Annotated in this window: 12 protein-coding genes and 1 riboswitch; of the genes, 5 read left to right on the forward strand and 7 right to left on the reverse strand. The window is 66.9% G+C overall.

Going from position 1 to position 12269, the window contains the following annotated elements:
• Positions 1-6 precede the first annotated feature (6 nt).
• The 4 genes from urtD to KDK82_RS24860 are packed head-to-tail and all read left to right on the forward strand — an operon-like array spanning position 7 to position 3132.
• The gene (gene urtD / locus KDK82_RS24845) at positions 7-750 is read left to right on the forward strand and encodes an urea ABC transporter ATP-binding protein UrtD (RefSeq protein ID WP_012202162.1); all 744 of its coding nucleotides are present in this window, start codon (positions 7-9) and stop codon (positions 748-750) included.
• Positions 751-770: 20 nt separating this feature from the next.
• A complete protein-coding gene (gene urtE / locus KDK82_RS24850) occupies positions 771-1460 on the forward strand; it encodes an urea ABC transporter ATP-binding subunit UrtE (protein ID WP_012202163.1) in 690 nt (229 codons plus the stop codon).
• A 36-nt stretch (positions 1461-1496) separates the two neighbouring features.
• On the forward strand, positions 1497-2726 hold the full coding sequence (gene fmdA, locus KDK82_RS24855) for a formamidase (RefSeq protein WP_012202164.1): 1230 nt from the start codon (positions 1497-1499) through the stop codon (positions 2724-2726).
• A gap of 46 nt (positions 2727-2772) precedes the next feature.
• Entirely contained in the window at positions 2773-3132 is a 360-nt protein-coding gene (locus KDK82_RS24860; protein WP_012202165.1) for a zinc ribbon domain-containing protein, read from the forward strand.
• 72 nt (positions 3133-3204) lie between these two features.
• Here KDK82_RS24860 and KDK82_RS24865 read toward each other — a convergent pair whose 3' ends face one another.
• From KDK82_RS24865 to KDK82_RS24885, 5 genes are read right to left on the reverse strand one after another with little or no spacing between them, the layout of a single operon-like run.
• A complete protein-coding gene (locus KDK82_RS24865) occupies positions 3205-3951 on the reverse strand; it encodes an amino acid ABC transporter ATP-binding protein (RefSeq protein WP_034397706.1) in 747 nt (248 codons plus the stop codon).
• Positions 3938-4591 carry an amino acid ABC transporter permease gene (locus KDK82_RS24870; protein ID WP_012202167.1) on the reverse strand — a complete coding sequence of 218 codons (654 nt, stop codon included), beginning with the start codon at positions 4589-4591 and terminating at the stop codon, positions 3938-3940. Before KDK82_RS24870 ends, KDK82_RS24865 begins: the two co-directional genes overlap by 14 nt.
• Positions 4588-5316 (reverse strand): amino acid ABC transporter permease, encoded by a 729-nt coding sequence (locus KDK82_RS24875; protein ID WP_088166525.1) that lies wholly within the window; start codon positions 5314-5316, stop codon positions 4588-4590. The genes KDK82_RS24870 and KDK82_RS24875 overlap by 4 nt, the downstream gene beginning before the upstream one ends.
• A 31-nt stretch (positions 5317-5347) precedes the next feature.
• Complete coding sequence (locus KDK82_RS24880; protein ID WP_088166526.1) at positions 5348-6154, reverse strand: transporter substrate-binding domain-containing protein; 807 nt, start codon at positions 6152-6154, stop codon at positions 5348-5350.
• Positions 6151-6942: a FadR/GntR family transcriptional regulator gene (locus tag KDK82_RS24885; protein WP_088166527.1), complete on the reverse strand. Its 792-nt coding sequence runs from the start codon at positions 6940-6942 to the stop codon at positions 6151-6153. Before KDK82_RS24885 ends, KDK82_RS24880 begins: the two co-directional genes overlap by 4 nt.
• 277 nt (positions 6943-7219) lie before the next feature.
• Positions 7220-7346, forward strand: a riboswitch (S-adenosyl-L-homocysteine riboswitch).
• A 27-nt stretch (positions 7347-7373) separates the two neighbouring features.
• Between KDK82_RS24885 and metH the strand changes: the two genes are divergently transcribed.
• Positions 7374-10130, forward strand: coding sequence for a methionine synthase (gene metH, locus KDK82_RS24890; RefSeq protein ID WP_256974549.1), 2757 nt, complete (start codon positions 7374-7376; stop codon positions 10128-10130).
• Between the two features lie 257 nt (positions 10131-10387).
• Here the strand turns inward: metH and KDK82_RS24895 are convergent, their stop codons facing one another.
• Both KDK82_RS24895 and KDK82_RS24900 read right to left on the reverse strand, forming a co-directional pair.
• Positions 10388-10759, reverse strand: coding sequence for a DUF2195 family protein (locus KDK82_RS24895; protein WP_088166529.1), 372 nt, complete (start codon positions 10757-10759; stop codon positions 10388-10390).
• A 98-nt stretch (positions 10760-10857) separates the two neighbouring features.
• Positions 10858-12201, reverse strand: coding sequence for a glycerophosphodiester phosphodiesterase family protein (locus KDK82_RS24900; protein WP_088166530.1), 1344 nt, complete (start codon positions 12199-12201; stop codon positions 10858-10860).
• Between the last annotated feature and the right edge of the window lie 68 nt (positions 12202-12269).

Genomic DNA, 12269 nt, shown 5'->3' on the forward strand with positions numbered 1-12269 from the left:
CACACCATGAGCAATACCGACTTCACGCTGGCCGTGGAAGACCTGACGGTCTCCTTCGACGGCTTCAAGGCCATCGACGCGCTGAACCTGTACATCGACAAGAACGAGCTGCGCGTCATCATCGGCCCCAACGGCGCGGGCAAGACCACGCTGCTGGACCTGATCTGCGGCAAGACCCGCGCCACGGCCGGCAGCATCAAGTTCAAGAACGAGGAACTCACGCGCATGGCCGAGCACAAGCGCGTGCGCCTGGGGATTGGGCGCAAGTTCCAGACGCCGTCCATCTACGAGAACCTCTCGGTCTTCCAGAACCTGGAGGTCTCCTACCCGCAAGGCCGCTCGGTCTTCGGCGCGCTGGCCTTCAAGTGCACGGAGGCGGTGCGCGATCGGGTGCAGGCCGTGGCCGCCGACATCGGCCTGGACGAGCGCCTGGACACCGAGGCCGGCCTGCTCAGCCACGGCCAGAAGCAGTGGCTGGAGATCGGCATGCTGCTCATGCAGGAGCCCGAGCTGCTGATGCTGGACGAGCCCATCGCCGGCATGAGCGCCCGCGAGCGCGAGCTGACGGCCGAGCTGCTGCAGCGCATCTGCAAGAACCGCTCCGTCATCGTCATCGAGCACGACATGGAGTTCGTGGCGCGCATCGCGCACAAGGTCACCGTCATGCACCAGGGAAAGATCCTCGCCGAGGGTCCCATGGACAAGGTGCAGGCCGACCCCAAGGTCATCGACGTCTACCTCGGCCACTGAGGCACGCACAAGGAATTCACATGCTGCAAGTCAAGGATCTGTACGTGGCCTATGGCCAGAGCGAGGCGCTGCACGGCATCAGCTTCGAGGGCCGCGAGAACGAAACCGTGGCCATCATGGGCCGCAACGGCATGGGCAAGACCACGCTGTTCAAAAGCCTGATGGGCGTCATGCCCGCCAAGAGCGGCCAGATCACCGTGGCCGGCCAGGACGTCACGAAGGACGAGAGCTTCCGGCGCGTGGCCAAGGGCATTGCCTACGTGCCCCAGGGCCGCATGATCTTCCCCACGCTGACCGTGGAGGAGAACATACAGACGGGCCTGGAGAACGCGAAGACGCGCCAGGTGCCCGACGACATCTACGCCCTGTTCCCCGTGCTCTGGGACATGCGCCGGCGCAAGGGCGGCAACCTCTCGGGCGGGCAGCAGCAGCAGCTGGCCATTGCGCGCGCCCTGGTCACCGACCCCAAGGTGCTGCTGCTGGACGAGCCCACCGAGGGCATACAGCCTTCCATCATCAAGGACATCGCCAAGGCGCTCAACGAGATCCGCAAGCTGCGCCGCATCACCATCGTGGTCAGCGAGCAGGTGCTTTCCTTCGCCATGGATGTGGCCGATCGGCTGTTCGTCATCGAGGGCGGGAGATTGGTACATGAAACCGCGCGTGCCGATACCGACGAGCAGCGTATCAAGTCCTACCTCTCCGTCTGATCCGTTTTTTCCCACTGCCATCGCAAGGAGCACACCATGGCCGAAACCCTGATCAAGGTCGATCTCAACCAGTCCCCCTACGACAACCCGCAGGTGCACAACCGCTGGCATCCCGACATCCCCATGGCGGTCTGGGTGGAGCCGGGCGCGGAGTTCAAGCTGGAGACCTATGACTGGACCGGCGGCGCCATCAAGAACGACGACAGCGCCGAAGACGTGCGCGACGTGGACCTGTCCACCGTCCACTTCCTGTCCGGCCCCGTGGGCGTCAAGGGCGCCGAGCCCGGCGACCTGCTGGTGGTGGACCTGCTGGACATCGGCGCGCGCGACGACAGCCTCTGGGGCTTCAACGGCTTCTTCTCCAAGCAGAATGGCGGTGGCTTCCTGGACGAGCATTTCCCGCTGGCCCAGAAGTCCATCTGGGACTTCCACGGCATGTTCACCAAGAGCCGCCACATCCCCGGCGTCAACTTCGCAGGCCTCATCCACCCGGGCCTGATCGGCTGCCTGCCCGACCCCAAGATGCTGGCCAGCTGGAATGAGCGCGAGACCGGCCTCATCGCCACCGACCCCGACCGCATTCCCGGCCTGGCCAACCCGCCCAACGCCACCACCGCCCACATGGGCCAGATGCAGGGCGAGGCGCGCGACAAGGCCGCCGCCGAAGGCGCACGCACCGTGCCGCCGCGCGAGCACGGCGGCAACTGCGACATCAAGGACCTCTCGCGCGGCTCGCGCGTGTTCTTCCCCGTCTACGTGGACGGCGCGGGCCTGAGCGTGGGCGACCTGCACTTCAGCCAGGGCGATGGCGAGATCACCTTCTGCGGCGCCATCGAGATGGCCGGCTGGGTGCACATGAAGGTCTCGCTGATCAAGGGCGGCATGGCCAAGTACGGCATCAAGAACCCCATCTTCAAGCCCAGCCCCATGACGCCCAACTACAAGGACTACCTGATCTTCGAAGGCATCTCGGTGGACGAAAAGGGCAAGCAGCACTACCTGGACGTGACCGTGGCCTACCGCCAGGCCTGCCTGAACGCCATCGAGTACCTGAAGAAATTTGGCTACAGCGGCGCCCAGGCCTACTCGCTGCTGGGCACGGCGCCCGTGCAGGGCCACATCAGCGGCGTGGTGGACGTGCCCAATGCCTGCGCCACGCTGTGGCTGCCCACGGAGATCTTCGACTTCGACATCAATCCCACGGCCGAGGGACCACAGAAGATCATCACGGGCGGGGTGGACCTGCCCATCGCCCAGGACAAGTAAGCCCGACATACGACACCCGCTATCCACCATCCGCCAGAGGCCGCCCATGCCCACCTATGACTACCACTGCACCGCATGCGGCGGCTTCGACGCGCTGCGCAGCCTCTCGCAGCGCAACGAGCCCGCGCCCTGCCCCAGCTGCGAGGCGGCCTCGCCCCGCGTCTTCGTCAGCGCGCCGCGCCTGGCCTGCACCAGCCCCGAACAGCGCCGCGCCCACGACACCAACGAGCGCGCCCGGCACGAGCCCAGGCGCTCACGCGATGTGGCCGAGGGCAGCTACGCGCGCATGCGCCACCCCTCGGGCTGCGGCTGCTGCAGCGGCGCCAGCAAGCGCGGCTCCACGGTCACGGCGCCCAACGGCGCCAAGACCTTCCCGACCAAGCGGCCCTGGATGATCAGCCACTGACCGCGGCCCCTGCGCCGCGCCGATGCAAAAAAGGCCCGCGATGCGGGCCTTTGTCCTGCCTGGCCGTACCGCTCAATGCACCGCGCCGATGAAGCCCGCCAGCTCCGGCGTCTGCGGGTTGGCGAACAGCTGCTTGGCCGGGCCGCTTTCGTGGATCAGGCCCTGGTGCATGAACACCAGCTGGTCGCCCACGTCGCGGGCAAAGCGCATCTCGTGCGTGACCATGATCAGCGTCATGCCCTCGGCGGCGAGCTGCTTGACCACGGCCAGCACCTCGTTGACCAGCTCCGGGTCCAGGGCCGAGGTGATCTCGTCGCACAGCAGCACCTTGGGCTTCATGGCAAGCGCGCGTGCAATGGCCACGCGCTGCTGCTGGCCGCCGCTGAGCTGGTCGGGGTAGCTGTCGTACTTGTCGCCCAGGCCGACCTTGGCCAGCATCTGGCGCGCCAGCGCCGCCGCCTCGGGCTTTTTCACGCCCTTGACCACGGTGGGCGACAGGGCCACGTTCTCGCCCGCCGTCAGGTGCGGGAACAGGTTGAACTGTTGGAACACCATGCCCACGTTCAGGCGCAGCGCGCGCAGCTGGGCGGGCGAGGGCGCGCTGCCCTCCGAGCCCTTGAGCACGGCGTCGTCCACCACGATCTGGCCGGACTGGATGGCCTCCAGCCCGTTGATGGAGCGCAGCAGCGTGCTCTTGCCCGAGCCGCTGCGGCCGATGATGGCGACCACCTGGCCGCTGTCCACGCTCAGGTCCACGCCCTTGAGCACATGGTTGTTGCCGTAATGCTTGTGAACGGCGCGCACATCAACGAGCGGCATAGAGTTTCTTCTCCAGATGGGATGCGTAGAGGGACAGGGGCCAGCACAGCAGGAAGTAGCCTGCGGCGACCAGGCCGTAGATGAGGAAGGGCTGGAAGGTGGCGTTGGCCAGCATGGAGCCGAGCTTGGTCAGCTCGCTGAAGCCGATGATCGAGGCCACGGCCGTGCCCTTGATGATCTGCACCGAGAAGCCGACCGTGGGCGCTATCGACAGGCGCAGCGCCTGCGGCAGCACCACATGGCGCATCTGCTGCAGGTAGCCCATGGCCAGGCTGGACGAAGCTTCCCACTGGCCGCTGGGGATGGACTCCACGCAGCCGCGCCAGACCTCGGCCAGGTAGGCGCTGGTGTACAGCGTCAGGCCTATGGCGGCCGCCGTCCAGGGCGAGATGTCCAGGCCGGCCATGGACGAGCCGAAGAACACGATGAACATCTGCATCAGCAGCGGCGTGTTCTGGAAGGCCTGGATATAGGCCTTGGCCAGGCGGCGCAGGTTCTGGCTGCGGCCCACGCGGGCGAACAGCACCAGCAATCCGGTGGCGCCGCCCAGCACGAAGGCCAGCAGCGACAGCGCCAGCGTGGCCAGCAGGCCCTCGGCCAGCTTGGCCAGGATGGGCAGCAGGGGAATGTCGGCAATCATGCGGCGTCTCCGGCGGTGGTTGCAGGTGCAGCAGGTGCAGCGGGCCGGGTTGCACGCGGCGTGCGGCGGCCCACCACGAAGCGCTGGCCTATCCAGGCCAGCAACTGGCGCAGTGCCAGGGCCAGCACGAAGTACGCCGCCGTCACCACCAGGTAGGTCTCGAACGCGCGGAAGTTGCGCGACTGGATGAAGTTGGCCGCAAACGTCAGGTCCTGGGCGGCGATCTGCGAGACCACCGAGGTGCCCAGCATCACGATCACGATCTGGCTGCTCAGCGAGGGCCAGACCCGCTGCAGCGCAGGGCGCAGCACCACATGGCGGAAGACCGCCCAGCGGCCCATGCCCAGCGCGCCAGCGGCTTCCAGCTGGCCGCGCGGCGTCTCCTGGATGCCGGCGCGCACGATCTCGGTGATGTAGGCGCCCAGGTTGATCACCGTGGTCAGCAGGCAGGCCTGCCATTCGTTGATCTGCACGCCCAGCGAAGGCAGGCCGAAGAACACGAACATCAGCTGCACCAGAAAGGGCGTGTTGCGTATGCCCTCCACGTACACCTTGAACAGCCAGTGCAGCGGCGCAATGCGCCAGGCGCGGCTGACGCCGCCGGCCACGCCGATGGCTCCGCCCAGCACGGCGCCCGCCGCCGTCAGCGCCAGCGTGAAGCCTGCGCCCTGTGCCAGCAGGCCGCTGTAGTCGAACACGGCGCCGAAGTCGAATTGATAGGCCATGGAAGGATTTCCGGGAACAGGGGCGCAGCGGTTACAGGGTGGCGGGCAGCGGCATCTTCATCCAGCGCTGGGACAGGCCGGTCAGGCGGCCGTCGGCCTTGAGCTTGGTGATGATGGCGTCCACCTTCTGCAGCAGCGCCGGCTCGCCCTTGGCCACGCCGATGTAGCAGGGCGTGTCCTCGACCGCGAACTTCACGTCCAGCTGGCGCAGCCTGGTGCGCTCGTTGACGGCGTTGGCCACGATGTTGCCCAGCGTCACCAGCTGCACCTGGCCCGTCAGATAGCTTTGCGCGGTGGCGTTGTTGTCCTCGTAGCGCTTGATGGTGGCCGAGGCCGGCGCCACCTGCGTGAGGGCCAGGTCCTCGGTGGAGCCGCGCGTCACGCCCACGGTCTTGCCGGCCAGGTCGGCAGGGGCCTTGATGCTCATGTCCTTGGGGCCATAGACGCTCTTGGGGAAGGGCGCATAGGCCTGGGTGAAGTCGATCACCTTGGCGCGCTCGGCGTTCTTGCCCAGGCTGGAGATGACGATGTCGGCCTTGCCCGTGGTCAGGAAGGGGATGCGGTTGGTGCTGGTCACGGGCACCAGCTCCACCTTCACGCCCAGCTCCTGGGCCACCAGGGCCGCCATGTCGATGTCATAGCCCTGCAGCTTCAGGTCGGTGCCCAGCGAGCCGAAGGGCGGGAAGTCCTGCGGAATCGCCACGCGCAGCACGCCGGCCTTCTGGATGTTGGCCAGCATGTCGGCATGGGCTGCGCCGCCCAGGCCGGCAGCGGCCAGGGTGGCGGCCGCCAGGGCGGTGCGGATGAATGCGCGGCGGGGTGTCAGGGGGGAAGTCATGCGAAAGCTCCTTCGGAAGGTGGGGTGAGGCGAAAGGAAAGCGGGTCAGGGTCGGGCGCAGAGGTATCGAGCGCCGTTGCGTCGGGCGCCGTCGCGTCGTCCGGTGTGTCGAGATCGATGCCGCTGCGCCTGGCGGCCGACAGCAGGTGGGCGCGCATGGCGCCCGCGGCACCCGGTGCATCGCCCGCGCAGACGGCCTGCACGATGGCGTCGTGCTCGCGCACCGGCTGGTCGTCGGCGCCGCTCCAGGCAAAGGGCAGGCGCAGGCTGTGGCTGATGGCCAGCTCCAGCTGGCGCGCCATGGCCACCAGGCCCGGGTTGCCCGACAGCTGGGCCAGCAGCAGGTGGAACTGCAGATCGGCGTCGGCGGCGGCCAGCAGGTCGCTGCGGTCCAGGGCGTGGGCCAGCTGGGACTGGGTCCATTGCAGCTGGCGCAGGCCGCTGTCGTCGGCGCGCACGGCCGCCAGCGCGGCCCAGCCCGGCTCCAGCACCAGGCGCAGCTCGATCAGCTGGCGCGGCGACAGCGTGCCCAGCGCCGGGGTGGCATAGGCGCGGTGCATGCGTGCACGGCCGCTGTGCGGGCCGTTGATGCGCACGCCCTTGCCCGGCTGGATCTCGACCAGGCCCAGGGCCTCCAGCATGGACAGCGCCTCGCGCAGCGAAGCGCGGCTGATGCCCAGCTGCCGGGCCAGCTCGCGCTGCGGCGGCAGCTGGCTGCCGCCGGGGTAGTGGCCGCTCAGGATGTGCTGCTGCAGCGTCTGGGCCATCGAGATCGGAATGCTTTGCATGGGCTGGCGCGGGTGGAGGGTTTTGGCCTGACTGGTCAGACCACGTACCCAGCAGATAGCGAATTGCGTGCCAGATGCAAAAAAAGGAGCGTTGTCCTCAGGCGCTGTAAAGAATCCGGGGCGATGGGGTATCGACAATCCGCCCCGAAGGCGGCGCCGGCGGCCCGCGCTGCCGCGCTTTGGTGCAGTGCCGCATGGCTTTGTGCAGGCCTGCCCCGAATGCGGGCGTAAAACCCGCACTGCAGGCCGCCGCCAGCCGCCGTAGAATCCCGGGCTTTGGCCCGAGGAGCGTTGCAGCGCGGCACCCGCCCATCCGTACACCGGATCGCGTGCCGCGTCAGGCTTGGGCCAGGTGCAGGTTCCCGGCCGGACCGCGCCCACGGTGCCAACGACGCTCACCTGTTGCCATGCCGTTTTTGCAGGTGAGCTTGATGTCGTCCTCTTTCACTCCCCCTCCCATGCGTCTGTCGGGCCTGGAGCCTGTCTCCATCGGCGAGGGCACGCTGTTCGTCAACGTGGGCGAGCGCACCAACGTCACGGGCTCCAAGGCCTTTGCGCGCATGATCCTCAACGAGCAGTACGAGGAAGCGCTGTCCGTGGCACGCCAGCAGGTGGAAAACGGCGCCCAGGTGATCGACGTGAACATGGACGAGGCCATGCTGGACAGCAAGGCCGCCATGGTGCGCTTCCTGAACCTTATCGCCTCCGAGCCCGACATCGCCAAGGTGCCGGTCATGGTGGACAGCTCCAAGTGGGAAGTCATCGAGGCCGGACTGCGCTGCCTGCAGGGCAAGGGCATCGTCAACTCCATCTCCATGAAGGAAGGCCTGGATGAATTCAAGCGCCAGGCCCGGCTGATCAGGCGCTACGGCGCGGCCGCCGTGGTCATGGCCTTCGACGAGAAGGGCCAGGCCGACACCTACCAGCGCAAGATCGAGATCTGCGAGCGCGCCTACCGCATCCTGGTGGACGAGGTGGGCTTCCCGCCCGAGGACATCGTCTTCGACCCCAACATCTTCGCCGTGGCCACCGGCATCGAGGAGCACGACAACTACGCCGTGGACTTCATCGAGGCCGTGCGCTGGATCAAGCGCAACCTGCCCGGCGCCAAGGTCTCGGGCGGCGTCTCCAACGTGAGCTTCAGCTTCCGCGGCAACGACCCTGTGCGCGAGGCCATCCACACCGTGTTCCTGTACCACGCCATCTCGGCGGGCATGGACATGGGCATCGTCAACGCCGGCATGGTCGGCGTCTATGACGACCTGGAGCCCCAGCTGCGCGAGCGCGTGGAAGACGTGGTGCTCAACCGCCGCCCTGACGCTGCCGAGCGCCTGCTGGAGATTGCCGACGCCGCCAAGGGCGCCGCCAAGGACGACAGCAAGAAGCTCGAATGGCGCGGCACGCCCGAGAACCCGAAGACCGTGGGCGAGCGCCTGTCGCACGCCCTGGTGCACGGCATCACCGACTTCATCGTCGCCGACACCGAAGAGGCCTACCAGCAGATCGTGGTGCAGGGCGGCGGCCGTCCGCTGCACGTGATCGAAGGTCCGCTCATGGACGGCATGAACGTCGTGGGCGACCTGTTCGGCGCCGGCAAGATGTTCCTGCCCCAGGTGGTCAAGTCGGCGCGCGTGATGAAGCAGGCCGTGGCCCACCTCGTGCCCTACATCGAAGAGGAAAAGCGCCAGCAGGAAGCGGCGGGCCTCGATGTGTCCAGCAAGGGCAAGATCGTCATCGCCACCGTCAAGGGCGATGTGCACGACATCGGCAAGAACATCGTCACCGTGGTCCTGCAGTGCAACAACTTCGAGGTCATCAACATGGGCGTGATGGTGCCCTGCCATGAGATCCTGGCCCGGGCCAAGGCCGAGGGCGCGGACATCATCGGCCTGTCGGGCCTGATCACGCCCAGCCTCGAAGAGATGCAATACGTCGCCGGCGAGATGCACAAGGACGACTACTTCCGCATCAAGAAGATTCCGCTGCTGATCGGCGGCGCCACCTGCTCGCGCGTGCACACCGCCGTCAAGATCGCGCCCAAGTACGAAGGCCCCGTGGTCTACGTGCCCGATGCCTCGCGCAGCGTCAGCGTGGCCCAGAGCCTGCTGGGCGAGAACAAGGGCAACTACCTGGCCGAGATCCAGGCCGACTACGACAAGGTCCGCACCCAGCACGCCAACAAGAAGAAGACACCGCTGTGGCCGCTGGCAAAGGCCCGCGCCAACGCCACGCCCGTGGACTTTTCCCAGGCTCCCGTGGCGCCGCGCGCCCTGGGCCGGCGCGTGTTCCGCAACTTCGACCTGGCCGAGATCGCCGAATACATCGACTGGGGCCCGTTCTTCCAGACCTGGGACCTGGCCGGCCCCTATCCGGCCATCCTCGACGACGAGATCGTCGGCGTCGAGGCGCGCAAGGTGCTGGCCGACGGCCAGGCCATGCTCAAGAAAATCATCGAAGGCCGCTGGCTGCAGGCCAACGGCGCCATCGGCCTGTTCCCGGCCAACCGCGTGGGCGATGACATCGAGTTCTACGCCGACGAGTCCCGCAGCCAGGTGCTGATGACCTGGTACGGCATGCGCCAGCAGACCGAAAAGCAGATGGTGGAAGGTCCGGATGGCCAGCCCTTGATGCGCCCCAGCCGCTGCCTGTCCGACTTCGTGGCCACCAAGGAATCGGGCATCCAGGACTACGCGGGCCTGTTCGCCGTCACGGCCGGCATCGGCGCCGAGAAAAAGGACAAGGAGTTCCAGGACGCGCTGGACGACTACTCCGGCATCATGTTCAAGGCCCTGGCCGACCGCCTGGCCGAGGCCTTCGCCGAATGCCTGCACCAGCGCGTGCGCAAGGACCTGTGGGGCTATGCGCCCGACGAGGACCTCAGCAACGAAGCGCTGATCAAGGAACAGTACAAGGGCGTGCGCCCCGCGCCCGGCTACCCGGCCTGCCCCGACCACAGCGCCAAGACCGACCTGTTCGCCGTGCTCAAGGCAGACGAGATCGGCATGACCCTGACCGAAAGCCTGGCCATGAACCCGGCCTCCAGCGTCAGCGGCTTCTACATCGGCCACCCCGACTCCGTCTATTTCAACGTCGGCGAGATCGGCGAGGACCAGCTCGCCGACATGGCCGCGCGCCGGGGCATGGACATTGAGGAGCTGCGCCGGTTGCTGGCGCCGAATCTGGGTTGATATTGGGTTGATCGCTGGCTTGGCTACGCCGGTCAGGCGTGCGATTTTTCGCTATTTTGGACAAAGGCATTCATCTTTGACTGGAATAGCGGACGGGGCGCGCCAGCGGCGCAGGCAGTCGACCAGAAGCTGCGGTGACCAACCGTGCTTGCGCACATCCGCCGCCGCCCGCAGCACACGCCGTTGCCAGGCCAGTCTGAGGATGTGATCCGGCTGAGCGTTCAAGCGCGCGCCGATGCTGCCGGCGCCAGGATGCCCTACAAGGGCCCGGTGCACGCCAGCCGAACCCGCACCTCCTTGTTGGCGACCAGGGCCGGGTCGGTCGCAAGGACGAGTTTTCTCTCCCCCCCGCTGCCCAGGTCGATCAGGCCTTCCTGCAGTACCTGCCGGACGCCCCCTCGGTTCACGCTGCTCGTGTAGGTCGCCAGAGCCGAAAGGCATCCGCACTCGCCAATCGATTTGCGCAGTTGAACACGGGTGTTCGCCCACACCACGTTGGACTCTGTGGAAGTCTTCGTCGCCGTGATTGACGCGCAGGCTGAAAGATCGTTCTGAAACGTTATCTGGTCGGCATGGGCAGCAAAGGCGGACCCAGCCAAAAGAGCGGCCGATATTGCGTATCTGTTCATGCCGTACAAGTGTGCCTCCGTTCGGTTGGATGTCCGATGCCGCGCCCAAAAAACAAGGCGCACGAGGCGCCTTGTCATGGGTCAGCGGGATGGGAGTTTCAGAGCCCGATTTCCTTGTTGTACGCCTTGCGCGCCGTCACGGCCGTGTCCGTGAAGTCGGTGAACACGCCGTCGATGCCCAGGCGGTAGTAGGTCAGGTATTCCTGCACGGGATCGCCCTTGTACAGGCCGGCCAGGCGGCCCGGCTCGTTGCGGAAGGTGAAGCTGTGCACGATCAGGCCGGCCTTGTGGGCGTCGCGGATCAGGCCCGTGTCCTTGACGGTGTTCACGTCCTTGAGGCCGGCGCCGTCCTTGTAGGGCACGACGGAGTGGGCCAGGACCTGGGGCTTCCAGGGGCCGATACCGTCGGCATAGGTCTTGATGTCGGCCAGGCCTGCGGGCGTGAGCATGGCGGCGAAGGTGCGGGCGTCGCCGGCCAGGGTCCAGCTGTAGGGGCGGCCGCTGATGAAGGTCCACTCATCGTTGGTGATGTAGACCATGGAGCCGTCGCGCAGATTGAAGTCGTTGCCGTCGATCAGCTGCACGCCCTTGGCCTTCATGCCGGCCTGGCGCAGGTACTTGAGGCTGGCCGGGTCGAAGCTCTGGATGTAGATGGGCGAATCCTTGGCGTTGAGCTTGTTCTGGTCCAGCAGCTTGATCACCGCGTCTTCAAACGGGCGCGAGCCGGGCGCGCCGCAGCCGTTGGCGATCGCCTGCTGGTTGTTCCAGTAGGGGTTCTTGGTCTCGGCGTAGACGGGGATGGTGCGGCCCAGGGCCTTGCCCTTGGCGGCGGCGATGTCCAGCACGTCCTGGGCGCTGATCAGGGGCAGCTTGCCGTTCCACTCGGTGGGGCGCTCGCTGCGGTTGTCCAGGATGGTGCCGGTCAGCCAGCTGCGCAGCTCCTGCAGCGTGAAGTCGCTGATGGACCAGTCGTTGCGGTGGTCCTCGCCATCGACCACCAGGGCCTTGAGCACGGACTTGGGATCGTTGGCATCGAGCTGGTCGCTCAGGTATTGCGAGGGGCCGTTGGCAGGCACGGCCGGGTACTTCACGTTGACCAGCACGCCGGCCGTGGTGCGCTGGCGGCGTGCCACTTCGGCATTGGTCTTGGCCACGTCGGCCACGTTGGTGCTGTCGCTGAGCCAGGCGTTGTGGCGGGCGACCAGCTGGCAGTCCTTCGTCATGTGCATGTCGAGTTCGAGCATGTCCGCGCCCGCGTCGGCGGCGGCCTCGTAGGCCATGCGCGTCTGCTCCGGGAACTTGCCCGAGAAGCCGCGGTGGGCGATCACCTGGGGCTGCTTTCCGTCGAGCGTGAGGTAGAACGAGCCGCCGTCACCGCCGCAGGCCGTGAGGACTGCAGCCGCGCACAGGGACGCGAGCAGGGGAGTGCGGGAAAAGGACATAGGACGTTGGGTCATATCCGAGCAGTGGTGGGTTGATGAACGGCGCGCAATGCGCCAACTCAGCAGCG

Source organism: Delftia sp. K82, from assembly GCF_002193035.1.
GTDB classification, from domain to species: domain Bacteria; phylum Pseudomonadota; class Gammaproteobacteria; order Burkholderiales; family Burkholderiaceae_C; genus Comamonas; species Comamonas acidovorans.

Excerpts from the sequence above, each read along its gene's own strand:
- fmdA (WP_012202164.1), top strand. The coding sequence starts at position 1,497 with ATGGCCGAAACCCTGATCAAGGTCGATCTCAACCAGTCCCCCTACGAC.
- KDK82_RS24875 (WP_088166525.1), bottom strand. The coding sequence starts at position 5,316 with ATGGCCTATCAATTCGACTTCGGCGCCGTGTTCGACTACAGCGGCCTG.
- KDK82_RS24895 (WP_088166529.1), bottom strand. The coding sequence starts at position 10,759 with ATGAACAGATACGCAATATCGGCCGCTCTTTTGGCTGGGTCCGCCTTT.
- KDK82_RS24885 (WP_088166527.1), bottom strand. The coding sequence starts at position 6,942 with ATGCAAAGCATTCCGATCTCGATGGCCCAGACGCTGCAGCAGCACATC.
- KDK82_RS24870 (WP_012202167.1), bottom strand. The coding sequence starts at position 4,591 with ATGATTGCCGACATTCCCCTGCTGCCCATCCTGGCCAAGCTGGCCGAG.
- KDK82_RS24880 (WP_088166526.1), bottom strand. The coding sequence starts at position 6,154 with ATGACTTCCCCCCTGACACCCCGCCGCGCATTCATCCGCACCGCCCTG.
- KDK82_RS24860 (WP_012202165.1), top strand. The coding sequence starts at position 2,773 with ATGCCCACCTATGACTACCACTGCACCGCATGCGGCGGCTTCGACGCG.
- urtD (WP_012202162.1), top strand. The coding sequence starts at position 7 with ATGAGCAATACCGACTTCACGCTGGCCGTGGAAGACCTGACGGTCTCC.
- KDK82_RS24900 (WP_088166530.1), bottom strand. The coding sequence starts at position 12,201 with ATGTCCTTTTCCCGCACTCCCCTGCTCGCGTCCCTGTGCGCGGCTGCA.
- metH (WP_256974549.1), top strand. The coding sequence starts at position 7,374 with ATGTCGTCCTCTTTCACTCCCCCTCCCATGCGTCTGTCGGGCCTGGAG.
- urtE (WP_012202163.1), top strand. The coding sequence starts at position 771 with ATGCTGCAAGTCAAGGATCTGTACGTGGCCTATGGCCAGAGCGAGGCG.
- KDK82_RS24865 (WP_034397706.1), bottom strand. The coding sequence starts at position 3,951 with ATGCCGCTCGTTGATGTGCGCGCCGTTCACAAGCATTACGGCAACAAC.